Origin of the sequence: Psychroserpens burtonensis DSM 12212 (assembly GCF_000425305.1) — a bacterium.
GTDB lineage: Bacteria > Bacteroidota > Bacteroidia > Flavobacteriales > Flavobacteriaceae > Psychroserpens > Psychroserpens burtonensis.
On sequence record NZ_AUDE01000001.1, the window covers coordinates 176030 to 202700 of the forward strand.

Sequence of the window (26671 nt, forward strand, 5' to 3'; positions counted from 1 at the left end):
TTTTAGAAATCTTCAATGGTATAATTCTATACGTTACGAATTAATTAATTTCACAACATCTTTAGCGAAATAAGATGCAATCACATCTGCTCCAGCACGTTTGATAGCTGTAATTTGTTCCATCATAACGGCATCGTGATCTAACCAACCTTTTTCGGCAGCAGCTTTGAGCATTGCATATTCTCCAGAAACTTGATATACAGCAACAGGTACATCGACTTCATTTTTAATCTCACGAACAATATCTAGATAACATAATCCTGGTTTTATCATAACGATATCTGCACCTTCATCAATATCCATTTCGGTTTCTCTAATGGCTTCAAAACGATTGGCATAATCCATTTGGTATGATTTTTTATCCTTAGGAATAGTCTTGATATCTGCAGGAGCAGAGTCTAAAGCATCACGAAATGGTCCATAAAAGGCGGAAGCATATTTGGCAGAATAACTCATGATACCAGTATCTGTAAACCCATCATCCTCCAAAGCTTCTCTAATGGCTAAAATGCGACCATCCATCATATCGCTAGGTGCAACAAAATCTGCACCAGCCAGAGCGTGAGAGAGGCTCATTTGGGCTAAAACATCAACAGTATCATCGTTAATTATTTTTCCGTCTTGGATGATACCGTCGTGACCAAAAGAAGAGTAAGGGTCTAGCGCAACATCTGTCATCACTAACATGCCTGGGCAAACATTTTTTACCGTTTTGATAGCGCGTTGCATGAGTCCGTTTGGATTTAGTGCCTCAGTCCCTTTATTGTCTTTAAGGGACTCTGGTACTTTCACAAATAGTAAAACCGATTTTAAACCAGATTTCCATAGTTCTTTAACCTCATGCTCCAATAAATCTAAACTAAAACGATAATAATTTGGCATAGATGGGATTTCTTGTTTTATCCCTTTTCCTTCCACTATAAATAATGGCACTAAAAAATCGTTTGGAGAAATTATAGTTTCACGAACTAAGCTTCTTATAGATTCGTTGGTTCTTAATCTTCGGTTTCTTCTTAATGGATACATAGTTTTATTACTTTTATGGAATACAAAGTTAAGGATTAAAAGCCGTTTTTGCAGTGATTCAATCCTGTGATGCTTTAGAATTTATTTTTCTGTGGAGAAGCTATCAAGCAGAACTTGTAAAACATTTTAATAGTCCTAGTTCTGACCATCATTTTCATGTTATGACCCCTCCAGGTTGTGGGAAAACGATTCTAGGGATAGAAATTTTGAGGAAATTGGGTAATAAGACTTTAGTTCTTGCTCTAACACTTACGATTAGAAACCAATGGGATGATCTTAATACTCTTTATTACTAAAAACGGCTCTTAAAAGTAAAATTGTATCATTTTTATAATGCTTTTAGAGAAGAGACAAAGGGCGTTTTGGTTTGAAAGTGAGGCGTATTAAAGGCCCACTATGTCAAATGTATTCTTTATTTACTCAACCCTAAGTAAAACCATTGGTTGTTTTCTTTTACAAAAGCAGACTTTTCATGAATAGCCTCAATGCTTCCATTTTCATAAAAATAAGCGTTAAAGGTTACTGTTCCTTCTTCGTCATTTTCCAAGCCTTTAATCGTTTCGAGTACTTCTAGTTTTATCCATTCTACAGACTTTGCCCATTTTACAGTTGCTTTTTTATCTTTTATTGTTCTTGTAGAACGGTGATGTGTTTGCATTAAATAATCACCATATGCTAAAACAAAAGCACTATATCTAGAGCGCATTAGCTGCTGTGCTGTTTCGGTATTTCCTTTATTTAAATGAAACACTTCGCAACACTTTGTATAGGTTTTCTTATTTCCGCAGTAGCATTTCATATTAAACCCAATCTACTGGATTTTGTAATATATTAATTAATTTCTCCTCTTCGCTGCCAGCTGTTGGATGATGATCATAAACCCATTGCACTCGAGGTGGTAAACTCATCAATATACTTTCAATGCGGCCATTTGTTTTTAAACCGAATAAAGTACCTTTATCATGAACCAAGTTAAACTCAACATAACGACCGCGTCTAATTTCCTGCCAGTCACGTTGGGTTTTTGTAAATGGTAAATCCTTTCGTTTTTCCACAATAGGTGCATAAGCCTCTAGAAAACTATCTCCAACTTCGGTAACAAAATCATACCAGTTTTGCATATTCATGTCCTCGGAAGTTTTGCAGTAATCAAAAAATAAACCTCCAATACCACGACCTTCATTTCGGTGAGTATTATAAAAATACGCATCACAACGCGCTTTATATTTTTTATAGAAATCGGTATTATGATAGTCACATGCCGTTTTGCAGGTTTGATGAAAGTGTTTTGCATCGTCTTCAAATAAGTAGTAAGGTGTTAAATCTTGTCCACCACCAAACCATTGATCAACAATACATCCCTCTTTATCATACATTTCAAAATAACGCCAATTGGCATGAACTGTTGGTATCATTGGGTTATTAGGATGCAAAACTAGGCTTAATCCGCAGGCGAAAAAATCAGCATCTTCAACGCCAAAATATGTTTGCATAGACTCTGGTAACTTGCCGTGTACTCCAGAAACATTAACCCCTCCTTTTTCAAAAACATTACCATTTTCAATGACTCGAGTTCTCCCTCCTCCACCTTCAGGTCGTTCCCAAACATCTTCTTTAAACTTAGCTTTACCATCAATGGCTTCTAGTTTTGAAGAGATTGTATCTTGTAATTCATGTATGTATTTGAAGAATTTATCTTTCATATTTATGATTTATATAATTCGTACAACTCCATATCTAAAGGTGTTTCTCCAGCAGGAGTAAATTCATTTTTCAGAGTTTTTTGCCATTCAAAGTTATTATTCAAAGCTACTTTGGTACTTGAAATATTGCCTTTATGTGCAATGATTTGTAAAGTTTTAAGACCTAAAGTATTAAAAGCATAATTAGATAACCTTTTAATAGCCATTGAAGTCAGTCCTTGACCTTCAAATGTATTACCAATGGCATAGGCAAACTCGCCTTGTTTTTTATCTAAGTTTACTTCTTTAATATAAATAAGACCTATAAGTTGTCGCGTTTCAGAATGCGTCAAGGTGAATAAAAATTCTTCTTTTTTATGAAACTGTTTTATTTTTTTTTCAACAAAAAGCTGTGACAATGTAGGATTCAAATTTTGAGCTAAGGTCCCAGGGAAATAATGTTTGAAGCGGTCTGCGTTGGCAACCATCAAATCACATATTTTCCAAGCATCACGATCGTGAATAGCGTTAATTTCAATACCATCAAATTGAGCGATCATTAGACTGTTGGATTAGTATTGTTTTTAAGTGCGTCTTTTTTTAATAATTCTACCGTTTTGATGGATGCAGCTGTAACACTCATGGGTAACACTAAAACAATACCTATAATGGGAATAATAAGAAAAAGAATAAAAACAAGACCATTACCAACGGCAATTCCACGATGGTTTCTTATAAACTGAACGCTCTCACGGTATTTGAAATGACGCTCTAGTGTATAATCCATATTACCAAAACCGGCATAGTACGCTTGGACCATAACTAACAAGATTGTTGAAAATATATTAACAACAGGTATCAATTTTAGCAGTAAAAGAGGTACCGTAATTAATAATTCCTTGGCTAAGTTTCTAAAGTTTATTCTAAATCCTCTCCATAATTGCTGTTTAAAAGAGGTTTGCCTGTGATTGTGTAGTAGATTACCACTAAGATGTGCTTCAATTTTTTCTGAAACAGGACTCATAAATGGCGCAGATAATGCCATTATGATATGTTTATAAAGGATTAATCCAATAGCAACAACAACAATAACTCCAATAAAAGTTGAAATCCAAGTAAAGACTTCTTTTCCAAAATCCCAAGGCCAAATCCTAGCGATGAAGTGGCCAATATTATCTGATATTCCGTAGGCTGATAGTGCAATTATGGATGCCGTAAGGACACTTATAATTATAGGTATAAAAAAATACTTCCAAAGTTTCAACTTTGATATGAGAGCTAGAGCTCCTGTATACGCTTGAATTCCTTCTAAAATATTTTTAATCATGTTTATTTCGCACGAAAGCGGGAACCTTAATCTAATTTAGATTCCACTTTCAATTTATTACCAAATTATGGTTTTTGTCTCAAAATTACGATCAAAGACCGCTGTGCGATAGTGATGGAGTAATTGTTGGAACTCATCTTTGATAGCGCCTTACGAGAGCACGACCACTTAAGCTAAAGCCCATAAATTAAGCCTTATACTCTTTCACAGCATCAATAAATGCTTTCGCATTCTCCAAGGGAATATTTGGTAAAATCCCGTGGCCCAAGTTTACAATATACTTATCTTTTCCGAAGTCATTAATCATTTGCGTCACCATTTTCTTAATCTCACTTGGAGGAGAAAATAATCGTGTTGGGTCAAAATTACCTTGTAAAGTAATATTTCCACCAGTTAAATAACGGGCGTTTCTTGCGGAGCATGTCCAGTCAATACCTAAAGCAGAAGCTCCAGATTTTGCCATCTCGTCCAATGCAAACCAACAACCTTTTCCGAATGCAATTACAGGAGCATCATCTTTTAAGGCGTCAATAATTTGTTGGATATACCGCCATGAAAACTCTTGATAATCCACAGGAGAGAGCATTCCACCCCAAGAATCAAAGATTTGAACTGCGTCACAACCAGCTTTTACTTTTTCTTTTAAATAGGCAATTGTCGTATCTGTTATTTTTTGTAATAATTGATGTGCAGCAATAGGGTTGGTAAAACAAAACTCTTTAGCTTTATCAAAGTTTTTAGAACCTTGACCTTGCACACAATAACATAAAATTGTCCATGGCGAACCTGCAAAACCAATTAATGGGATATCATTATCTAGTTTTTGTTTGGTCATTTTAATGGCGTCATAAACATAATTCAAAGCCTCTTTAACGTCAGGAACAATAACATTGTCCACCTCTTTTTGAGAGCGAATAGGGTTTGGTAAATATGGACCAAAATTAGGTTTCATCTGTACCTCAATATTCATTGCTTGAGGAATGACTAATATATCGCAAAATAGAATAGCAGCATCCATGCCATAACGACGAATGGGTTGTATTGTAATTTCACTAGCTAACTCTGGTGTTTGACAACGTGTAAAGAAATCATACTTAGCTTTGATTTCCATAAATTCAGGAAGATAACGACCTGCTTGACGCATCATCCAAACTGGTGGACGTTCAACTGTTTCTCCTTTTAATGCTCTTAAAAATAAATCGTTTTTAATCATATCTAGCAATTAGCTTTTGGCGATTAGCCTTTAGCCCATTTTAATTTTATTTATTAAACTATTTATCATTTTTGCTTCTTTATTTAGAAGCTCAAAAATAGTTTTTAACTTGTTTTTTGGAATAAATCCTAATTCTTGTGCTATTATCAATTGGGTTTCAACTTCAAAAAGAGAACCCATCGCAATTTCAAGAAAGCGCTTAAATTCAATATCACTATTTCTACTGCAACCTTCTGCAATATTAGACGCAATAGAGATTGAAGCTCTAGTAACTTGACTTCTCAATCCGAATTTTTCTTCGGAAGGCAACAAATCCGCTAACGGATACAATTGTTTTACTATTTCAATTCCGTTCTCCCAAATTTCAAGGTTTCTAAAATTTCTCATTTATGAATAGCCTTAAGTCCCTAAATTTGATTTTCAGTCAATAATAAACTAGTAAGACAGTTTAGCTAACAGCTAAAGGCCAATAGCTACAGGCTATTATAATAGTCATTTACCAACTTCACAACACTCTCAACAGTAGGTATCTTAGCAACTCTTATGTCTTTGAAGTGCTTTTTAGCTTCTGTCGCTGTGGTGTCTCCTATGCAAAATGCAATAATATCATTATCATTTTCTTGCTTGTAACTTTGTACTGTTGACGGACTATAAAACATAACACCCTCTACAGTGTCATCTATTTTTTGTGAATTATATTTCGTCTCGTAAGCAATTACTTCATTGACGTCAATCTTATGCTCTGTTAGAATTGTTGGTAAATCATCCAATCTTAAATCGCTACAAAAGTAGGTGACATTAGTGCCATCAATATACTCTACGAGGTGTTCTGCTAAAGCTTTTGCGTTATTCTCGGTATGTTTGACCTTACCGATTTTACGTTCTACAAATCGTTTTGTTTTTCTGCCGACACAATAGATGTTTTCGAATTTTAATTCTTCCGAAGAAAAATTTGTAAGTAACGCTTCAACTGCATTTTTACTGGTAATGATTACATTTTTTGGCATTGGTCGTAAAACAGTTTGTGTCATACGGTTCAAACTAATTTTAATAAAATCTGAGCTATCACTAACCACATCATCACAAAACAGATGTTTTTGATCATCGGTTAAGGTTTTGGTTGAATAAATATTAGCCTTTTTAGATGTTTTTTCAAGTGTGTCCATAAGGCGATTTCCACCGCGCTCAATAATATAATCTGCACAAAACTGTGCTAAATCATGATGCGCACCTAAAGCGACTGTGCGTTGGACTTCTATTTTCTTAGTTCCGTCGAGACTTAATAACACAGCCTGAAAGTGAACCTCTTCTTCTTTTATAAACGCTAGCGCGCCAATAGGAGCTGAGCATCCACCTTCTAAAAGGTTTAAGAATTTACGTTCTATGGATGTCGATATTTCTGTTTCTTCGTGATTTATTTCTGCACAAATAGTGCGTGTTTCTTCATCCTCTTCTAGAGCAGTAATCATAATAGCGCCTTGAGCAGGTGCAGGAACCATCCACTCTAGGTTAAAGCTTTCTTCTGGCTTAATATCTAGGCGACCTAAACCAGCAGCAGCGAAAATGGCACCATTCCATTCGCTATTTTCTAATTTTTCTAAGCGTGAATTCACATTACCTCGTAAGCCAACCATAGTATGTGTTGGATAGCGATTTAACCATTGCGCTCTTCGGCGTAAACTACCAGTAGCGATTACGGCTTCGCGTTGTGAGAGAAACTCTTCGTTATCATTAAAAACCAGACAATCTCTTACATTACCGCGTTTAATGACTGCAGCTTGAACAATACCTTTTGGTAATATTGTGGGCACATCTTTTAATGAATGTACTGCAATGTCAATGTGTCCATTAAGCATGGCTACATCTAACGTTTTTGTAAAAACACCTGTGATTCCTAATTCGTAAATGGGTTTATCTAATACAAGATCTCCTGTGGATTTCACAGGTACTAAGACTGTTTTGTGTCCTAAATGTTCGAGTTGACTTTGTACAATTTTGGCTTGCCATAGCGCTAATTTGCTATCACGAGTTCCTATTCTTATGAGTTTAGACATTGTCTGTTGTTGCTTCTAGTTGAAACACTTTTTTTATGAGTTCTAGGCTATCGTCTGTAGAAACATCATCGCCTCTTAAATGATGTGCAAAATGATTGGTGATTTTTTGTATGATTTTACTGCTTATCAACTCGGCTTGTGCTTCATTGAAATTAGTCATCTTTTTGCGTTGCGTGTCTAATTCTGCAGTTGCAAAACCAGTTAATTTATGTTTTAATGCCTTCATAGTTGGTGCAAACTTTCGTGTGGCTAACCAAGCATTAAATTCGGTTTTTATATCTTCTATAATCAATTCTGCAACTGGGATGTGTTTTTTTCTGCGTTCTAAAGTGTCATCTGTAATTTGTGCTAAATCATCGAGATGTACTAAGGTGACGTTACTTAATTCTGAAACGTTTTCATTTACGTTCTTCGGAATTGAAAGATCTAGAATTAGTAATGGTTTAGTCGTTTGGATACAATGTTTGTCTACCGTCGGGTTTTGAGCGCCAGTAGCAACAATTAATATATCTGAAGTATTAATCTCTTCTTGAAGATTTGCGTAATCTTTTACCAGCAAATTAAATTTACCAGCAACGGCTTCTGCTTTATCTTTTGTTCTATTTATAAGTGTGATGTGAGGATTCTTAGTATGTTTTACTAAATTTTCACACGTATTTCTACCGATTTTACCTGTTCCGAAGAGCAAAATGTTTTTTTCTGAAACGTTTTCAATAGTCTTCATAATGTACTGAACAGACGCGAAAGATACAGAGGTTGCACCTGAAGAAATTTCGGTCTCCGTTTTAATACGTTTGGACGCTTGAATCACTGAATTCACTAATCGCTCCAAAAACGGATTAAATAATTGATACTTTCTAGATAATCTTGCGCTGACTTTCAACTGACTAATAATTTCAAAATCTCCAAGAATTTGGCTATCTAAACCAGAGCCAACTCGAAATATATGAGAAATAGCATCTTTATTTTTGAAGACGTAAGCCACTTTTTGAAATTCCTCAACAGTACCTTTTGTATTCTCACAAAGTAATTGAATGAGTTGGAAAGGGTGTTCTGCAAAACCGTAGATTTCGGTTCTATTACACGTTGAAGTGACAATTAAGCTTTCAATGCCGTTTTGTTTAGCTTGTTGTAATAAAGCGCGTTTGGAGTTATCATCCAAACTAAAATGGCCACGCACTTCAGCGTCAGCTTTTTTGTAGCTGAGACCAATAGCGTAAAATGTTGTGCCTCTCGACATATTGTAGTGCTCCATAATTGATTTGGAAAATTATCCAAGAAAACTTGCGGAAACAAAAGTATAACGCATAATCCGTAAAAAACAACGCTAGAAGAACTTTAAGTATCGTTTGTGGTTTTTTATAGTTATTTTTTCTTTAAACATGATAAATGTCATATTTTTGTAGCCTTAGCAACACTTTAGATCGCTTTAGTTTAGAACGAATCTAAATAAGAACAAAAAAAATATGGAATTTTCAAACTCAGAAAACACCGCTAGAGGTTCATTCAAAGAAACAAGGTTAGATGAAGGGTTTTTCGTGCTCACCTACCAAAATGATACGAATGATATTCAAATAGCTGAACGTGAGATTGATAGTAGTTTTATTCAATTTCATTATTGTATTAAAGGGTCAAGCGATTTTATTTTCAATAATGGGAATTACAGATTAAAAATAGAGGAGGAGAATTCGTTGTTGCTTTACAATCCACAACGTGATTTACCCATTCATTTAGAAGTCCACTCTAAATCTTGGTTGGTAACTGTATTGGTATCTATTAAGAAATTTCATGGGCTCTTTTCTCAAGAAGCAGATTATATCACGTTTTTAAGTGTTGAGAATAAAGATAAGAAATATTATAAGGATGGTAAAATTTCACCATCTATGGCAATTGCACTTAATCAAATCATAAATTTTAATTTGAATTCGTCTATTAAAACACTCTATTTTAAAGGTAAAGCTTTAGAATTATTGAGCTTGTATTTTAATAGAAGTGAAGATGCAGATATTGAACAATGTCCGTTTTTGGTAGATGAAACCAATGTCATTAAAATTAGAAAAGCTAAAGACATTATAATTGCTCGTATGGCCGAGCCACCAACATTGCAAGAGCTTAGTGAAGAAATTGGGCTTAGTCTCAAAAAGTTAAAAGAAGGCTTCAAACAAATTTATGGAGACTCTGTGTTTAGTTTCTTATTTGATTATAAAATGGAAGTCGCAAGAAAACTTCTAGAAGCTGGAGATCATAATGTTAATGAGGTCGGACTTAAAGTAGGTTACAGCACATCGAGTCATTTTATTTCAGCATTTAAAAAGAAATATGGGACCACGCCAAAGAAATATTTGATGGCTTTGGGTTAGAATAAAGAAGGCTTCACCAAAAAAGTGAAGCCTTTATTAATTTACTGCTTTATAAATGTATAATCTCCAAAAGGTAACCTATTCTGATTTGGAGCATCAATGCTCGGTAAAAAACTATTTTCAAACTGATAAAATACGACGTACATTTTTTCAAGGTCATCCTCAACTTTATATCTTAGAACCATTGCAGAATTTAAATACTCGCGTTCTGGATCTGTAAAAAAGACAGAAACTTGTCTTTGATTAATTGCACAGTCATCACAAACAGGATAACGATTTTTATGTAATACCGTATTTCCAGCTATATAATGATCAAAAATGTAAATTGAGTTATCATCTAATTGAGAAAGATAATCTAAAATTACTGTTCCGTTTACAGTAAATTTATAAGATCCAACTAGCATGTCTTCATATTGATTGGTATCTTCAAAAAACACATCTTCCCATTTTTGCAACTCAATAGTTACTATTGAGTCATTACTTTCCCATTTCCAAATCCCGACAAAATCACTCAGATTATTATTAAGGTCTTTGAAGTGCGTGCCTTCGGGTAAATCTGAGTCCATTTGGTATAATGGTGCAATTTGAGCTTTGCATGAGCTTATTATAAATGTAAATAATATTATAAATTTATATGTATGTTTCATTTTATTTAATTTTCGTTACAATTTGATGTTTCAATATTGTTTGGTTCAGCTTCATTATATTGAAGTCGATTCCACCCAGAAAGGTCATTTTCTGCTTTATATAAAGATATGCCTTTGGATTGAATATATTTTGTGAATTCTTGTTCAAAATCATTAACCTCGCCTGTTTCTCCAGTAGTAGCGTCATGTTTTTTATTGTATTTTCCGTTTAATTTTTTGTATTCTCTCAATTGTTTTCCCTTAGTTGGAAACTGAGCAGCATAAGCCTGTATTGCTGTTAAGTCATTTACTTTTATTGCATATGTTCCCGTGGCAACAACAAGTATGTAAACAGAGAGAGATTCATCCGTGCCAGCTAAATCATGATTAAATGCATTATTATGCTTATTTAAGGCAAAAGCATCCATCGCTGAAAACATTGGATTAGGACCATTTGATTGGTGTGGATGTGTATGTGCCACTCCAAAAATATTAGATATAGGCAAATAGCTTATTTTTCCTTGTTCACCTGTTATGGTTGAAGAAGTATAAGTTTGGTTATCAGAATTTTTTCTTAAACTAAATCCACTTTCGTTCTCTTCATTTTCATCTTGTGCATCAGTTTTGAGACCTTCTAATTGTAATTTCACTTGAACATTATCTATTAACTCATTTAATTCAATACAATTTTTTTGATTTGTGATGTCCTCTTCTTCAATTCCAATCAAAACACCAACATCACCATCACATGGAGATGTTTCAGTATCATTTGTTGCAGAGTTACCACGACTCTGCGTAAAACTAGCGCTATTGCAAATAATACTTAATGTTGTTGCACTACCATTACAACAATCGTTCCCAGTTATGGCATGTCCATTATTTGGACCAGTTGGACACCCACATGAACCGTAAGAAATTTGTAGGCTACAGCCTCCTCCACCTCCTCCTTCACTTGAACTACCTTCATTACCTTCACTACCTTGGCTCGTATTTCCTGTTTGTCCAGGATCTCCGCTAGCATTTCCTCCTCCAGAATTAGAATTATTACTATCATCTGTTTCATCATCGTCTTCTTCTACAACCTCATCTTCTGGACATGGATCTGTTTCGCCATCTAAATCTATCAAATCACCGTCATTTAAAATAAGGTTGCCAATTACAGAGCCTTCCATGTTGTAAAAAGTCATTCCACCTGTGAACCTAGCCATATCAATTGCTCCAGAGGATAAGCGCGGAGTGGGACTATTTGGGTCAAATATATACTGAATAAAATATTCAATAATATCTCCATCCATATCTACTACAACTAGATTAATAACACTCCCTGCATTAGTTGGGTTACTTACTTTAAACGTATATTTTGTGTTACGTTCGTTATAAACTTGAACAACTTTGTTGGTTTGTACAATTCCTAAAGGTGTGTCTCGACTAAACTCATTAACATCTGAGTTAGATAGTTTAATTTCTTGCTTAGAAATATTTACTTTAAATGTATTATTAGTTTTAGTTTTTACAAAGTCTAAAATGTGCGCAGGTATTTCTTTTAAAGTTAGATTAAAAGCTTTTAAACTTTCAATTTGAGGGTCTTCTTCAGGAACGGTAATATCATCTTTTTGACAACCCTACGCAATTACTAAAATCCCAATTAATAACGTACTAAGTTTAAGATAATTTTTAATGTTTTTTTTCATATTTTCCAGATTACATTTTTTAAGTATTAAAAATCAGTTAGTTATTAGCTGAAAAAAAAACGATTAGCACAAGATTTAGCCAACTATCTTTGTTAACAAAATGTTAACTGCGGAAAAACCGTAATTTGTTTTCAGTCTTTTCTTACAAACACTCATTTTTACTACTTGTTTCGTAATTTATATGCACTTAGTCCATTACATCTATTTCAAAAATATGATAAGTCTTCATCTTTTGAAATTGGAAATGAGTGATAAGGATGTTTTGTTAAGTAAAACCCATTTTTGACTTAGGGTACTTAAACTTTAAAAAATACTATCGTATTTTTGCAAAAACAAAATACACTATGAAACATCTTACCACATTAATACTAGCGTTACTTTTTACCGTAACAAGTTTTGCGCAATCTCATACAGATGAGATTACTAAAAACGCTCAAACCTATTATGATTACATGACTGCTCAAAATTTTGATGGGGTTTTGGATTATATGTATCCAAAAGTTTTTGATATGGCTCCAAGAGCACAAATGAAAGCAGGAATGGAGCAAATGTTTAGCTCTCCAGAAATGAAAATTGAATTCTTATCTAATGATGTGACTAAAGTTTCCGAAGAAAAAGTCGTAGAAAAAATCACTTATGCAGCAGTTTTTTACAACAGTAAAATGAAAATGACATTTGTATCTGAACAAAATAAGCCAGAAGAAGATAGAAAAGGGTTTTTAGATATGATGAAGTCCACAATGGATTCCCAATTTGGAGCAGAAAATGTCGCTTCAGACTTTAAAGCGATGTCTTTAATAATTAATATGGATGCCACGATGTTTGCAATTAAAGACCCACAATATACTGGGTGGAAATTTCTTGGGAATGACGATGCTATGAAAATGTTAGTGGATTCTATTGTTCCAGAAAGTGTGAGAACAGAATTGTTAAATGAGGAGTAATAGAACTTAATTTTAGCGATAAATATCATGAAAAAACGCATAATGCTTGGTCTTATTTTGGGGTTGTCCTTAACTGTGAATACTCAAAATGACACTGATGGTCTAGAAAAATCAATTTTTGGTATTCAAACAGGGTTATTGGGTGTTTGGGTGCATAACGAATCTAGGCTCTCTAATTCAATTGTTGTAAGAAGTGAGTTTGGTTTGGATACAGGTATTTTAGGAGGAGATTTTTATGGAGAGACTTCCGTTTTTTATGGACCAGTAATCACACTTGAACCGCGTTGGTATTATAATTTAGAAAAGAGGATCAGTAAATCTAAACGCATAGATGGTAATAGTGGGAATTTTATATCAATAAAAACAAGCTATCATCCAGGTTGGTTTACTATAAACACACCTGATAATGTGACTATTGTAAGTGATATTTCGATAGTGCCAACTTGGGGAATTAGAAGAAATATAGGCAGACACTTTAATTATGAAGCAGGTATTGGTGTTGGATATATCCATATCTTTGAAAAAGAGGATGTCATAGTGTTGAATGAACCAGATGTAGCAGTCAATTTGCACTTTAGAATTGGTTACAGGTTCTAAGATTACAAAATTTAAATTGCTAGTTGAAAAAGAAAAAGAAATATATGAAAGGAGTTTTACTCGTCAATTTAGGATCGCCAGATAGTCCAGAGCCTAAAGACGTTAAAAAATATTTAGGAGAGTTTTTAATGGATGAGCGTGTGATTGATGTGCCTTTATGGGCAAGAACACTACTTGTAAAAGGGATTGTTTTAAACACGAGACCAAAACAATCTGCTAAAGCTTATAAAAAAATATGGTGGGATGAAGGGTCGCCTTTAATTGTCTTGTCAGAACGCCTGCAGAGTGGGATACAAAATCAAAGCAGTTTGCCAGTTGCTTTAGGAATGCGTTATGGGAGTATGACTATGATGAAGGGTTTTCAAGAATTGGTAGATAAAGGAGTAGATGATATTCTTCTCATTCCCTTGTATCCGCAGTTTGCCATGGCAACGACCGAGACTATTGTGGTATTAGCTGATGAGATTAGAAAGGAACATTTTCCGAAGGTAAAAATTACCGATTTAAAACCTTTTTACAACGATCCTAAATATATAGAAGTGCTTTCAAACTCTATCGCCAAGCATTTAGAAGGCAATGATTATGAGCACTTATTATTCTCATATCATGGTGTTCCAGAACGTCATATTAGAAAAAGTGATATTACAAGTTCTCACTGTAAACCAAATGATAGAATTGATTGTGTGTGTTGTAAAACTCCATCACCCGCTCACGAATTTTGCTATAAACACCAATGTAAAGAAGTCACACGACTAGTTGGTGAACATTTAAATATGACAGAAGGTACATTCTCAACCTCTTTCCAATCGCGTTTAGGTTTTGATCCTTGGTTACAACCGTATACAGATCTCACCATAGAACGTATGGGGAAAGAAGGTGTCAAGAAATTAGCTATTGTAACGCCCGCATTTGTCAGTGATTGTTTAGAAACTTTGGAAGAAATTGCTATGGAAGGTGAAGAAATTTTCCATGAAGTGGGAGGTAAAGATTTTACAACAATCCCCTGTTTAAATGATGACTCAGCATTTGTAGATTTACTATCGCAATGGATTAACGATTGGGCAAAAGCTGAAACCGTTACCGCATAATGGCAAAAACCAGTTCTAAAGATCTAGGAACGCAACCCATTGGCAAGCTTCTTATCAAGCAAGCAGTTCCTGCATCTATTGGGATTTTGGTGATGTCGCTTAATATTCTGGTAGATACTATTTTCGTCGGAAATTGGATTGGTTCAACTGCAATTGCAGCTATAAATGTGGTGCTTCCAGTATCTTTTTTTATTGCTGCTTTAGGAATGGCTATAGGTATTGGAGGCTCATCTATAATTTCTCGGGCGCTTGGTGCAGATAACATGCCAAAAGCTTTAAAAACCTTTGGAAACCAAATTACGTTAACGTTTTTGTTTACGGTTTCGTTTGCTATTTTCGGACTCTATTTTGTGGACACCCTAATTCCTGCATTTGGAGGTAAAGGGACTATTTTTGATCCTGCAAAAACCTATTATGAAATTATCCTGTATGGTGTTCCCGTTTTAGGATTCGTCATGATGGGAAATACGGTTATTAGAGCAGAAGGCAATCCTAAATTTGCCATGTATGCGATGTTGATTCCATCTGTTGGAAATTTAGTACTTGATTATATTTTTATCAATATCATGGATTTTGGAATGGCAGGAGCAGCGTGGGCATCTACAGGTTCTTATATTGTGTCCTTTATATTTATTCTTTGGTATTTTCTATCTAAAAACTCCGAATTAAAAATAAATCTCTCCCATTTTAAATTAGAGAAAACTATTATTGCCGAAATAGGATCTTTAGGTTTTGTGACCTTGGCGAGACAAGCAGTGGTGAGTGTGACATTTCTATTAGTAAATAATGCGCTGTATAAGTTTGGAGGCGAAACCTCAGTCACTGTTTACGCAATTGTGGGCAGGTTGAGCATGTTCGCCTTATTTCCTATTTACGGAATCACACAAGGTTTTATTCCTATTGCAGGTTTTAATTTTGGATCAGACCAACATGACCGAGTTAAAGAAGTTATTTATACGGCTATAAAATACGCAACGATTCTCGCAGCTGTTGTATTTATTTTATTAATGGTGTTTCCAGAGGTGATTACTAAATGGTTCACCACAGATGTAGATGTCATCAACGTCACACCAACCAATATGCGTTGGGCTTTTGCAGCGGTTCCTATTCTAGCCCTTCAACTTATTGGAGCTGCTTATTTTCAGGCAGTTGGTAAAGCAGTTCCAGCATTGATTTTGACGTTGACAAGACAAGCAATTTTCTTTATTCCGTTGATGTACATTATGCCAATTTATTTAGGAGAATTTGGGATTTGGATGTCGTTTCCAATATCAGATGTCTTATCTACGATCGTGACTTGGTTCTTTTTACGTCGTGAGATTCGATTAAAATTGAATAGGAATACTAGATGATGTTTTTGCGCATACAAATTATAAAATAATACTTTCCTTAATTAAAGTATCAGCTATAATAGCTTGAATTTACAACTGCTATTTAATAATAATTTACAATTTTGTCACAACAAAACTTGTAGGTATCGAGAAATTAAAATTAGGTTCTGGCTCGCCAACAAAATAACCGTAAGCTCCTTTTTCGTTACTTAAAGTTGTTTGCATTTGAGTTGTGCTTCCGGGTAAAAATTCAAATAATATTACTCCAAATCCCTTATCTAATAGCACATCATAAAAAGTCATATCTAATTTTTGATCTGGGTAAAGAACACATGAAGAATACATGGGATTACCCTCAGGAGTCTCATCTAAAAGTGTTGGTGTAATTGTATTGATGGTGTAAGATGAACCTCCATCTTGAGAATAGCTATAGTTACCAATTAAAAAATCTTCATACATTTGAGTTTCTGCATTATAAAAATGAGTAACTTTTTCAATTTTAAATGTAATTATTTCATTACCATTGGTATACTGCCATACTCCTAAAAAGGGTGTAAAGGTATCGTTTATGTCTTTAAAGTAAGTGCCATTGACAACATCTTCTTCATTCACTCCATTACATAGCTCTACGACTTGGCTACTAGCTGTTATAGATATTAAGGCTATAAAAATTATTAATATTGATTTCATAGTTTAAAAAAATCGTTTAGGCATACAAAATTAAAATAGCAGCTACAAAAAATTCATTTTCATATCTGCTATTTTATTACAATTTACAATTTTGTCACAACAAAACTTATCGGTATCGAGAAATTAAAATTATGTGCAGGTTCTCCCACTAGATGACCGTAAGCTCCTTTCATATTTTCTAAACTAGCTTGCATTTGAGTGGTGCTTCCGGGTAAAAATTCAAAGGTTATTAATCCAAAACCTTTGACTAGTATAACATCAAAAAATGTCATTGTAACCTTGTTGGGAGAATCTTTAGCACAAGGTGCATACATCACACTAGCATCTGGACTCTCATCTAATAAAGATGGTGAGATTTTATTAACAATATTAGTCAAACCACCATCTTGCGAGTAATTATAATTGCCTACAATGAAATCTTCTTATGTTTGGTTTTCGGTAACGTAATAATGTGTGATTTTCTCAATTTTAAATGTAATTACTTCGTTACCATTGGTATATTGCCAAGTGCCTAAAAAAGGTGTAAACGTATTGTTAACATCTTTAAAATAAGTACCACTTGGTGCTTCATCTGGATCGGTTTCATAATTGCAAAGTTCAATAACTTGGCTATTTGCATTTATCGATATTAAAGCAATAATAATTATTAGTATTGATTTCATGTTTTAAAAAAATCGTTTAGGCATACAAAATTAAAATAGCAGTTACAAACAACTCATGTTTACAACTGCTATTTTTATAATTATACTAATTTACAATTTTGTAACTACAAAACTTGTAGGTATTGAGAAATTAAAATTAGGTTCTGGCTCACCAACAAAATAACCGTAAGCTCCTTGTTCGTTAGCCAAAGTTGCTTGCATTTGAGTCGTACTTCCCGGTAAAAATTCAAATGTGATTAAACCAAACCCTTTATCTAATAAAACATCATAAAAGGTCATAGAAAATTTAGCATTTGGATAAAGAACACATGAAGAATACATGGCATTACCTGTTGGAGTTTCAAGTGACGCAAAAGGGTTAATCGTATGTATTATATTTGTAGTACCTCCATCTTGAGAATAGTTATAGTTACCAATCAAAAAATCTTCATACATTTGAGTTTCTGTATTATAAAAATGGGTTATTTTTTCAATTTTAAATGTAATTATTTCGTTACCGTTTATAGATTGCCAAGTACCTAAAAAAGGCGTAAACGTATTGTTTATGTCTTTAAAGTAAGTGCCAATAACAGCGTCGTCGTCATCGATTTCACTGCTACATATTTCTACAACTTGGCTACTAGCTGTTATTGATATTAAGGCTATAAAAAGTATTAATATTGATTTCATAGTTTTTTGTATTTAATTTTCGTTACAATTTGTTTCAATAGTATCGCCTGAATCATATTCAAGTTTTACATAATCTGTAAATGTATTGTCTGTTGGTTTAAACATGGCTAAACCAGCATTTTTTCTCTGGAGCATTTTAACAATACCATCCTCGTTATCCTGTATGCTACCGTTATTTGTAACATCATAATATTTCACTAATTTTGAGGTGAATTTAAACCTTTTATCTTCATTACTCAAGTTGGCATCTCCAAACGCTATAAAAGCAATTCTATCTTCTATTTGCAAAATGTATGCCGAACCTGCTTCAGTTATAACTCCATAGAAAAAATCATCAGTCACTAAACCATTTTTCATGGTAAAATACATATCATAAAGATCTTTTACAGAAAATACAGAAATCAAATCTTCATAATGGGTATGAACAAAACCTTGAGTATTTGTATAAAAAGAATACTTAACTCCGGGATCATTAGGTGTACCAGTTGAAGGAGCATAAAGATATTTATCATTTAAAGGCGCGACTCCAGTTTTATTGTATAATGTAACCGCTTTTTCTACATTTTCATTATCAGCAGCAGTCTTCAATTCTACCATTTTAGCTCTAAAACCTGTGTCTGCTTTGAGTTTATTCATTTTTTCGCAAGGGGTTTTAGGTTCATTAATTAGAGGTACAGTTTCCAAAGGTTCATCCTCGTCATCGTCATCATCATTAGAACCACCACTACCGCCACCTCCACTTCCACTTCCCGTTCCTGATCCGCCACCTCCAGTGCAGCTCCATTGAGCAACTGAAGTCCATTCACAACCTGTCCAAGCAGGTGTGCATGAAACCGTAATTCCACATTTGCAGGAGTCATCTCCTGGATCATGATTTTGAGAACCGCAGGCATTTGCTGTGCAGATGTATTCTTGATCAAAACCTATAAGTTCTGGTGTGCCATCAGCACAATTATTAGGGCCTCTTGATAAGATAGAGTTACCATTCAAATTTACTATTGTTGAACTATAATAATCAATAACTAACTCTCCTTCAATCTCAATTCTTGGGTAAGTTACTAAGTATTGGTCTTCATCATCATTATTATGACTCATTAGAATATAGTTCAACAAATCATTACTTTCGGTAAATCTTTTAACGACCACAGTATATTGAGTATATCCTGTTTTTTCGATAATTTGTATATTGTCTAAATTGAAATAAAAATCGTAGTCATCAGAATATTCTGTTTCTCTTGACAACACATTGCTTTGGCTAGCTAGTTGTAATTTATTATAAATTTTTGGATTAGATTTTGAAAAATGTTCAATATTACGAACTATGGTAACCTTTAAAGTTGATTTTGGTTCTGAATTCATAATTTCATTGTCATCTACTTTTTGGCATTGATAAAGTAAACATGAAATCCCAATAAGTAAAATTCCAAATTTTAGATAGTTTTTAATGTTTTGTTTCATAAATAATTTAGTTCTTTTAATTAAACACTAAGTATTAATGTCTTAGATGCTTAAAACTAGAAAAAAAAAAAATGATTCGCACAAGGTTTTAACCGCTAACTTTGTTAACAAAAAGTGAACTGCGGAAAAACCGTAATTATTTTTAAGTGTTTTCTTACAAATCGCTTCATTTTTAAAATTCAATATAAAAGTGCCTAAACCTAATCCTGTACTCATTGGCACATATTAAAATTTTCTATCGTATTTTTACATACATAGTATTTTAAACCAACCAACATCATGAGACTTTTTACCACCCTTTTATGCCTTTTCCTCTTCGGAAATGTAACTACTTTAGAAGCTCAATCTTTTGAAGAAACACAATATGACGCACTAGAATATCGACTTCTTGGACCATTTCGTGGCGGAAGAAGTGCAGCTGTTACAGGAGTTCCTAATAAACCTAACTTGTATTATTTCGGTGCTACAGGAGGAGGAATCTGGAAAACATTAGACGGTGGACGAAGCTGGGAAAATATTTCTGATGGATTTTTTGGCGGAAGTATCGGATCTATTACAGTGTCTAAATCTGATCCTAATGTCTTATATGTTGGAGGAGGAGAAAAAACAGTTCGTGGAAACGTATCTTCTGGCTATGGCGTTTGGAAAAGTGTCGATGCTGGAAAAACATGGACGTCCGCAGGACTAAAAAATTCACGTCACGTGCCTAGAATTGCTGTAGATCCTACAGATCATAATGTGGTATATGCTGGTGTCCTTGGAAATATCTATAAACCAACCCAAGAACGAGGCGTATATAAGAGTACTGATGGTGGTAAAACTTGGAAAAAAACACTCTTTGCTAATGAGAATGCAGGTGTTGTTGATATGCTGATTGATCCAACAAATCCTAGAATTTTATATGCATCAACGTGGAGAATTCAAAGAACGCCTTACAGTTTAAGTTCTGGTGGCGAAGGTTCTGCATTATGGAAAAGTACTGATAAAGGGGAGACTTGGACAGAGATTTCAACTAACAAAGGATTCCCAGAAGGAACACTTGGTATTATGGGAGTTACCGTATCTCCAGTAAATAATCAACGTGTTTGGGCTATTATTGAAAATAAAGATGATGGCGGATTGTACCGCAGTGATGATGGTGGAGAGACTTGGAATCAAGTTAATAGCGAACGTAAACTACGTCAGCGCGCTTGGTATTACACACGTTTATATGCAGACACTAAAGATGCAGATGTGGTGTACGTATTAAATGTGCGTTACCATAAAAGTACAGATGGCGGAAAATCATTCGATACTTATAATGCACCTCATGGAGATCATCACGATTTATGGATTGCTCCAGAAGATCCAAACCGAATGATTATTGGTGATGATGGTGGTGCACAAGTGACCTATGATGGCGGTGAAACTTGGAGTACTTATCACAACCAACCCACATCACAGTTTTATCGTGTGACGACAGATAACGCATTTCCATATCGTATTTATGCTGCTCAGCAGGATAATTCAACCGTAAGAATTCCGCATAGAACCGATGGAGGCTCAATTACAGAAGACGATTGGGAACCTACAGCAGGAGGGGAATCGGCGCATATCGCCATAGATCCACAGGATAACGATATCATATATGGTGGAAGTTATGACGGGTTTCTAACCCGAAAAAATCATAAAACGGGAACAGTTAGAGCGATTAATGTTTGGCCAGATAACCCAATGGGTCACGGTGCAGAAGGGATGAAATACCGCTTTCAGTGGAATTTTCCAATACTATTCTCTAAGCATAATCCCGATCGACTATACACCTTTTCACAACATGTTCACGTGACTGAAAATGAAGGACAATCTTGGAAAATTATTAGCCCGGATTTAACACGAAATGATCCAGAGAAGTTAAAATCTTCAGGAGGTCCAATCACTCAAGACAATACCTCTGTAGAGTATTACTGTACTATTTTTGCAGCTCAAGAATCACCAATTACAGAAGGGTTACTGTGGGTTGGTAGTGATGATGGTTTAATTCATGTCACTAAAGATGGTGGTCAAAACTGGGAAAATGTGACGCCTAAAGGCATGCCAGAATGGATGATGATTAATAGTATAGAGCCTAGTGCTTTTGATGCTGGAACTTGTTATGTAGCGGGAACAAAATACAAAACAGGTGATTTTGCACCTTACTTATATAAAACAACAGACTACGGGAAATCTTGGAACAAAATTACAGACGGTATCAATCCAGAGCATTTTACAAGAGTTCTAAGAGAAGATCCAAAACAAAAAGGGTTGTTGTATGCAGGAACCGAAACAGGAATGTATGTCTCTTTTAATGATGGTAAGAACTGGAAACCGTTTCAGTTAAATTTGCCTATTGTTCCAATTACAGATTTGGCTATTAAAGACAATAATTTAATTGTGGCAACTCAAGGACGAAGTCTTTGGATGATCGATGATTTAACAGTCATTCATCAGTTATATGGAGAAGCTACTTCCGAAGAATATAAAATTTTCAAACCAAAGAATACTTATAGAATGGGAGGTGGAAGCAGAACTGGTAGTAAAACGTCTGGAACTAATCATCCTAATGGAGTCATGACTTATTTTAATTTGAAAAATTATGATGAAAAAAATGATGAGGTTGCTTTAACGTATTTTGACGCTAAAGGCGACACAATAAAAACGTTTTCTACGAAGAAGACAAAGGAAGATAAGCTTGAGGTCAAAAAAGGAATGAATCAATTTGTTTGGGACATGACCTATGATGGTGCTGAAAAACTGGACGGTATGATTTTATGGTGGGCCAGTTTAGATGGGCCACAAGCCATTCCTGGCAGCTATAAAGTGCATTTGAACGTTAAGAAAAAAGACACGACTGTCACATCGAACGGAGTTGAGGTGCAGCAGGTTTTTACTATCCTTGCAGATCCAAGAGCAGAAAGTACACAGTTAGATATGCAGAAACAATTTGATTTTATTTCAGATGTCAATACAACTATGGATGATGCGCACAAGTCTATTAAAAAGATTAGAAAAATTAAAACCCAATTGACTGCTTTTGAAACACAATACAAGGATAATGAAACGGTAAAAGCCCTTTTAGAAAAGTCAAAAGTACTAAAGGAGCAATTTACTAAAATTGAAGAAGCACTTTATCAAACTCAAAATAGGAGTGGTCAAGACCCGTTAAATTTTCCAATACGACTCACTAATAAATTAGGGCATTTAAATTCATTAGTTGGAATGGGAGATTTTGCTCCAACCGATCAGGATATTATAGTTAAAAATGAGCTTAGTGCTCAAATAAAAACGCAGTTAGATGCTTTTAATCAATTAGTAAGTGATGAGATAACCGCCTTTAATTCTGCGTTTAATGCTAAACAACTGAATTACTTATTTGTTCAAGATTAATAGGTTTTTGACATCATTCGAATTGTAGACCTATTCAAATTACTGTTGACTTTTCACTTCGAGCGGAGTCGAGAAGCAACAAAAAGACAACTATGAAATTCTATTACGTTTACATGCTAAAATGTTCTGACGATTCCATTTATACGGGAATGACAAATAGTATTAATAGACGTTTAGAAGAACATAGAATGGGATTAAATCCAGATTGTTATACTTTTAGAAAACGACCTTTACACTTAATTTATCATCAAGAATTCATGCAGTTTAATCAAGCTGAGTATTATGAGAAGAAAATCAAGAAATGGAGTCAAGGCGAAAAGCTAGCTTTGGCAAATAAAGATTTTGAATTATTAAAAGATTTGTCTGTTTGTAGCAATAAATCTCATTCAGATAATTATAAAAAATAAGCTTCTCGACTCCGCTCGAAGTGACAGTAACTTTTAAATTAAGTTTTCTCGGTTCTGTCAAGCAAAGTCTAGAAACAAAATAATATAAGTTTTAAATGGAATACTACAATTACATAAAAGCCTTACATCTCATTTTTATAGTCACGTGGTTTGCAGGTTTATTTTATATCCCGAGACTATTTGTGTATCAAATTGAAGCGTTTCATAAACCCTCTCCAGACAAGGAGATTTTAGGAAAGCAACTCAAGTTAATGACAAAGCGCCTATGGAACATCATCACTTGGCCATCAGCAATTTTAGCGACTCTTTTTGCAATAGGGTTGATTGTTTTACAACCTATTTGGTTAGAGCAATCATGGATGCAAGTGAAGTTAGGTTTTGTTGTCCTATTGATATTGTATCATTTAAAAACACATCAATATTATACACAATTGCAAAAGGACGACGTTAGAAAAACGTCAAACTTTATGCGTCTTTGGAACGAAGGTGCTACTTTTATTTTATTCGCAGTGGTATTTCTAGTTATTCTAAAAAGTGCCATTAATTGGATATTTGGTGTTGTTGGTATTCTAATTTTAGGTGTTTTACTCATGCTAGGGTTTAAAATCTATAAAAAGATAAGAAGTAAAAATCCAGAGGCGTAATGTTTTCAAATTCTAAAGTAGAAAATATCAGATTTTAGATCTCCAATTAGGTTCTATATTTTGATTTTTTTTTAAATTGGATAACACGCAAAATGCCTTTGGTTTAATTATTGTTACGTGTATTGAAACGTGTTTTTAATAATAGGTACCCGTTTTTACGAGCATTTCTATGAAGTTAAATAAACTGTCTTTACGAGTCCGTATTTTCTTTGCCATGATATTGTTGGTGATTATTGCATCTGTATTAATTGCAGGTGTGACCATTTATCAATACAATGAAGAGGCAAGAGATTACCACAAAGAACGATTAGAGCGAAAGGAAACAGCTATAATTAGTGACATTAACTATGTTATTAGAGAAACAACGTATCCTATAGAAACTGAGAAAGTACCGCTTATTTTTAAGGATGAAATCTATCGTATTGACGCTATTCACGGTTTACGAGTCCTTTTATATGATTTAGATGGTACACTTTTAAAATCATCAAAAGCCAGTATTACAAGAGACTCTGTTGTGAGTTGTATTGATGTTGATATTTTAAATGAAATTTCAAATAGTGCAGATCATAGATTTGTGGTAAATAATGAAAAAAATGGCGAAACGTTTCAGTCCTCATATACTTATATTTTTGATATAAGATCTAAACCGCTAGCAATATTAAATCTACCCTATTTAGAGAATGATGATTTTCTAAATAAAGAGCTTAATGAGTTTTTAGAGCGTTTGGCTTATGCCTATGTTTTTATGCTATTAATTGCTATTCTATTAGCGTTATTGTTGTCAAAATATATTACTAGAACGCTCAAGACTATTTCAGATAAAATTAATGAAACACGTTTAGAAAAGCGAAATAAAAGAATAGACATCTCCTCTTCAAGTGAAGAGATTTCAACTTTAGTCAACTCTTATAATAGTATGATTGATGAACTCGAGGAAAGTGCTGTGAAACTGGCAACTAATGAAAGAGAGCAAGCGTGGAGAGAAATGGCGAAGCAGGTCGCGCATGAAATCAAAAATCCATTAACACCAATGCGATTGAGCGTTCAAAGTTTTCAAAGAAAATTTGACCCTGAGGATGAACATATTCATCAAAAAGTAGACGAGTATAGCCAGACATTGATTCAGCAAATTGATACGATGAGTTCTATTGCCTCTGCATTTTCAAATTTTGCTAAAATGCCAGCGCAACAAAACGAGACACTAAATGTAGTCAATATCGTTAAGTTAGGTCTAGATATTTTTAGTGAAGATTATATTGTGTTTTCTTCAGAAGAAGATGAGATCATGGTAAATTTTGATCGTACACAGTTAATTCGTGTGGTTACTAATTTGGTTAAAAATGGGATTCAGGCAATTCCTGATGATAGGGAAATTCCAAGAATTGAAGTCAAGGTAATTTCCGAAGACCAGACTGTTAAAGTTACGGTAGCTGATAATGGAGTGGGAATTTCCGAAGAGAATAAAATTAAAATATTTGAACCTAAATTCACAACCAAAACTAGCGGAATGGGATTAGGTTTGGCTATGGTAAAAAATATCGTTGAAACTTACAAAGGAAATATTACCTTTACTTCTCAACTAGGTATTGGAACCACTTTTACGGTTACATTTCCAAAGAAATAACTAATTCCTGCGATAGCAGGAATCTCTTAGCAAAGCGTGAACAGCCATAAATTGAGCACTAAATTTCACAAATGTGCTTATAAATATTAACAAGATTCCTGATTTCTCGGGAACGAAAATAATTTTTTGATGAATTACGATACTATTTTAAGTACTACAAATAACGGGATTACTACAATTACAGTGAATCGACCAAATAAACTGAACGCGCTCAATAAAGCCACTATTGGAGAGCTTCATGGCGCTTTTAAAGCAGCTGGTAAGGATAAAGACACTAAAGTAATTATTATCACAGGTAGTGGTGAAAAGGCTTTTGTGGCAGGTGCAGATATTAGTGAATTTGCAGATTTTGATGTTAAAAATGCAGAGAAATTAGCAGCAGAAGGTCAAAAGATGCTGTTTGATTATATTGAAAACTTATCAACTCCAGTTATTGCAGCGGTAAACGGTTTTGCACTTGGAGGCGGTTTAGAATTAGCGATGGCTTGTCATTTTAGAGTCGCAAGTACTAATGCAAAAATGGGGCTTCCTGAGGTTTCTCTGGGAGTCATTCCTGGTTATGGTGGTACACAACGATTACCACAGTTAGTAGGTAAGGGTCGAGCTATGGAAATGGTAATGACTGCTGGAATGATTGATGCTGATAAAGCTCTAGAATATGGACTCGTTAACCATGTAACACCTCAAGAAGAGCTTATTGCTTTAGCCGAAAAAATTGCGGGTAAAATAATGCGAAATTCTTCTGTAGCTATTAAAGGCGCAATCAAAGCTATCAATGCTAACTATAAAGATGGTATTGACGGTTACAATACCGAAATCAAACAATTTGGGAAATGTTTTGGTACCGAAGATTTTAAGGAAGGCACTACTGCTTTTTTGGAGAAGCGTAAGGCTGAGTTTCCTGGGAAGTAATTGAATGTATTTATTTTCAATGTGTGTAATCTATTTCGTGTTATGCGTTCTGCTAGTTCCGAAGAGATAATATGGATACAGTAGCTCATTAAATAACAATAAAACACAAAAAAGCCACTATTTTCATAGTGGCTTTGTATGCTCCTCTTCTAAGACTCGAACTTAGGACCCTCTGATTAACAGTCAGATGCTCTAACCAACTGAGCTAAAGAGGAAGGTTATTTATCGCGTTAGCGAGCGCAAATATATAGTATTTTTTAAGTT

Annotated in this window: 27 protein-coding genes and 1 tRNA gene; 11 read left to right on the forward strand and 17 right to left on the reverse strand. The window is 34.3% G+C overall.

Features of this window, described 5'->3' with window-relative positions; genetic code table 11:
* Positions 1-33: 33 nt before the first annotated feature.
* On the reverse strand, positions 34-1026 hold the full coding sequence (gene hemB / locus H593_RS0100795; RefSeq protein WP_028870657.1) for a porphobilinogen synthase: 993 nt from the start codon (positions 1024-1026) through the stop codon (positions 34-36).
* Positions 1027-1079: 53 nt separating this feature from the next.
* Here hemB and H593_RS0100800 point away from each other — a divergent pair, with 53 nt between their 5' ends.
* Positions 1080-1322 carry a DEAD/DEAH box helicase family protein gene (locus H593_RS0100800; RefSeq protein WP_028870658.1) on the forward strand — a complete coding sequence of 81 codons (243 nt, stop codon included), beginning with the start codon at positions 1080-1082 and terminating at the stop codon, positions 1320-1322.
* 116 nt (positions 1323-1438) lie between these two features.
* Here H593_RS0100800 and H593_RS0100805 read toward each other — a convergent pair whose 3' ends face one another.
* The 8 genes from H593_RS0100805 to hemA form a co-directional block, all read right to left on the reverse strand.
* Positions 1439-1825 carry a YchJ family protein gene (locus H593_RS0100805; protein ID WP_028870659.1) on the reverse strand — a complete coding sequence of 129 codons (387 nt, stop codon included), beginning with the start codon at positions 1823-1825 and terminating at the stop codon, positions 1439-1441.
* A gap of 1 nt (position 1826) precedes the next feature.
* Positions 1827-2729, reverse strand: coding sequence for an oxygen-dependent coproporphyrinogen oxidase (hemF, locus tag H593_RS0100810; RefSeq protein ID WP_028870660.1), 903 nt, complete (start codon positions 2727-2729; stop codon positions 1827-1829).
* 2 nt (positions 2730-2731) lie between these two features.
* Positions 2732-3268 (reverse strand): GNAT family N-acetyltransferase, encoded by a 537-nt coding sequence (locus tag H593_RS0100815; RefSeq protein WP_028870661.1) that lies wholly within the window; start codon positions 3266-3268, stop codon positions 2732-2734.
* The gene (locus H593_RS0100820; RefSeq protein ID WP_028870662.1) at positions 3268-4035 is read right to left on the reverse strand and encodes an EI24 domain-containing protein; all 768 of its coding nucleotides are present in this window, start codon (positions 4033-4035) and stop codon (positions 3268-3270) included. Before H593_RS0100820 ends, H593_RS0100815 begins: the two co-directional genes overlap by 1 nt.
* 187 nt (positions 4036-4222) lie before the next feature.
* Entirely contained in the window at positions 4223-5248 is a 1026-nt protein-coding gene (hemE, locus tag H593_RS0100825) for a uroporphyrinogen decarboxylase (protein WP_028870663.1), read from the reverse strand.
* 30 nt (positions 5249-5278) lie between these two features.
* The gene (locus H593_RS0100830; protein ID WP_028870664.1) at positions 5279-5635 is read right to left on the reverse strand and encodes a four helix bundle protein; all 357 of its coding nucleotides are present in this window, start codon (positions 5633-5635) and stop codon (positions 5279-5281) included.
* Between the two features lie 86 nt (positions 5636-5721).
* A complete protein-coding gene (gene hemC / locus H593_RS0100835) occupies positions 5722-7302 on the reverse strand; it encodes a hydroxymethylbilane synthase (protein ID WP_028870665.1) in 1581 nt (526 codons plus the stop codon).
* Complete coding sequence (gene hemA / locus H593_RS0100840; RefSeq protein ID WP_028870666.1) at positions 7295-8557, reverse strand: glutamyl-tRNA reductase; 1263 nt, start codon at positions 8555-8557, stop codon at positions 7295-7297. The genes hemC and hemA overlap by 8 nt, the downstream gene beginning before the upstream one ends.
* Positions 8558-8768: 211 nt before the next feature.
* On the opposite strand from hemA, the gene H593_RS0100845 reads away from it, so the two are divergent.
* Positions 8769-9662, forward strand: a complete 894-nt coding sequence (locus tag H593_RS0100845; protein ID WP_028870667.1) for a helix-turn-helix transcriptional regulator — start codon at positions 8769-8771, stop codon at positions 9660-9662.
* Positions 9663-9703: 41 nt separating this feature from the next.
* On the opposite strand, the gene H593_RS0100850 is transcribed toward H593_RS0100845, so the two are convergent.
* Both H593_RS0100850 and H593_RS0100855 read right to left on the reverse strand, forming a co-directional pair.
* Positions 9704-10309: a DUF6705 family protein gene (locus tag H593_RS0100850; RefSeq protein WP_147231171.1), complete on the reverse strand. Its 606-nt coding sequence runs from the start codon at positions 10307-10309 to the stop codon at positions 9704-9706.
* Between the two features lie 5 nt (positions 10310-10314).
* Entirely contained in the window at positions 10315-11583 is a 1269-nt protein-coding gene (locus H593_RS0100855) for a hypothetical protein (RefSeq protein ID WP_028870669.1), read from the reverse strand.
* A gap of 740 nt (positions 11584-12323) precedes the next feature.
* Here H593_RS0100855 and H593_RS0100865 point away from each other — a divergent pair.
* The 4 genes from H593_RS0100865 to H593_RS0100880 are packed head-to-tail and all read left to right on the forward strand — an operon-like array spanning position 12324 to position 15960.
* Positions 12324-12923 (forward strand): hypothetical protein, encoded by a 600-nt coding sequence (locus H593_RS0100865; protein WP_028870671.1) that lies wholly within the window; start codon positions 12324-12326, stop codon positions 12921-12923.
* 27 nt (positions 12924-12950) lie between these two features.
* A complete protein-coding gene (locus tag H593_RS0100870; RefSeq protein WP_028870672.1) occupies positions 12951-13520 on the forward strand; it encodes a hypothetical protein in 570 nt (189 codons plus the stop codon).
* A gap of 44 nt (positions 13521-13564) precedes the next feature.
* The gene (gene hemH, locus H593_RS0100875) at positions 13565-14608 is read left to right on the forward strand and encodes a ferrochelatase (protein ID WP_028870673.1); all 1044 of its coding nucleotides are present in this window, start codon (positions 13565-13567) and stop codon (positions 14606-14608) included.
* A complete protein-coding gene (locus H593_RS0100880; RefSeq protein ID WP_028870674.1) occupies positions 14608-15960 on the forward strand; it encodes an MATE family efflux transporter in 1353 nt (450 codons plus the stop codon). The genes hemH and H593_RS0100880 overlap by 1 nt, the downstream gene beginning before the upstream one ends.
* 93 nt (positions 15961-16053) lie before the next feature.
* Here H593_RS0100880 and H593_RS0100885 read toward each other — a convergent pair whose 3' ends face one another.
* The 5 genes from H593_RS0100885 to H593_RS0100905 all read right to left on the reverse strand — a co-directional run bounded on the left by H593_RS0100885 (position 16054) and on the right by H593_RS0100905 (position 19418).
* A complete protein-coding gene (locus H593_RS0100885; RefSeq protein ID WP_028870675.1) occupies positions 16054-16629 on the reverse strand; it encodes a DUF6705 family protein in 576 nt (191 codons plus the stop codon).
* 83 nt (positions 16630-16712) lie between these two features.
* Positions 16713-17006 (reverse strand): hypothetical protein, encoded by a 294-nt coding sequence (locus tag H593_RS0100890; RefSeq protein ID WP_028870676.1) that lies wholly within the window; start codon positions 17004-17006, stop codon positions 16713-16715.
* A 45-nt stretch (positions 17007-17051) separates the two neighbouring features.
* On the reverse strand, positions 17052-17291 hold the full coding sequence (locus H593_RS0100895) for a DUF6705 family protein (protein ID WP_028870677.1): 240 nt from the start codon (positions 17289-17291) through the stop codon (positions 17052-17054).
* Positions 17292-17381: 90 nt separating this feature from the next.
* A complete protein-coding gene (locus H593_RS0100900; RefSeq protein ID WP_028870678.1) occupies positions 17382-17960 on the reverse strand; it encodes a DUF6705 family protein in 579 nt (192 codons plus the stop codon).
* 12 nt (positions 17961-17972) lie between these two features.
* Positions 17973-19418 carry a hypothetical protein gene (locus H593_RS0100905; protein WP_028870679.1) on the reverse strand — a complete coding sequence of 482 codons (1446 nt, stop codon included), beginning with the start codon at positions 19416-19418 and terminating at the stop codon, positions 17973-17975.
* 279 nt (positions 19419-19697) lie between these two features.
* Between H593_RS0100905 and H593_RS0100910 the strand changes: the two genes are divergently transcribed.
* The 5 genes from H593_RS0100910 to H593_RS0100930 all read left to right on the forward strand — a co-directional run bounded on the left by H593_RS0100910 (position 19698) and on the right by H593_RS0100930 (position 26407).
* Positions 19698-22820 carry a VPS10 domain-containing protein gene (locus tag H593_RS0100910; RefSeq protein ID WP_028870680.1) on the forward strand — a complete coding sequence of 1041 codons (3123 nt, stop codon included), beginning with the start codon at positions 19698-19700 and terminating at the stop codon, positions 22818-22820.
* 92 nt (positions 22821-22912) lie between these two features.
* Positions 22913-23227 carry a GIY-YIG nuclease family protein gene (locus H593_RS0100915; RefSeq protein WP_028870681.1) on the forward strand — a complete coding sequence of 105 codons (315 nt, stop codon included), beginning with the start codon at positions 22913-22915 and terminating at the stop codon, positions 23225-23227.
* Positions 23228-23322: 95 nt separating this feature from the next.
* Positions 23323-23871 carry a CopD family protein gene (locus tag H593_RS0100920; protein ID WP_028870682.1) on the forward strand — a complete coding sequence of 183 codons (549 nt, stop codon included), beginning with the start codon at positions 23323-23325 and terminating at the stop codon, positions 23869-23871.
* A 169-nt stretch (positions 23872-24040) separates the two neighbouring features.
* Complete coding sequence (locus H593_RS0100925; protein ID WP_028870683.1) at positions 24041-25495, forward strand: sensor histidine kinase; 1455 nt, start codon at positions 24041-24043, stop codon at positions 25493-25495.
* Positions 25496-25624: 129 nt separating this feature from the next.
* Positions 25625-26407 (forward strand): enoyl-CoA hydratase/isomerase family protein, encoded by a 783-nt coding sequence (locus H593_RS0100930; RefSeq protein ID WP_028870684.1) that lies wholly within the window; start codon positions 25625-25627, stop codon positions 26405-26407.
* Between the two features lie 141 nt (positions 26408-26548).
* Here H593_RS0100930 and H593_RS0100935 read toward each other — a convergent pair.
* Positions 26549-26622, reverse strand: a tRNA-Asn gene (locus tag H593_RS0100935).
* Between the last annotated feature and the right edge of the window lie 49 nt (positions 26623-26671).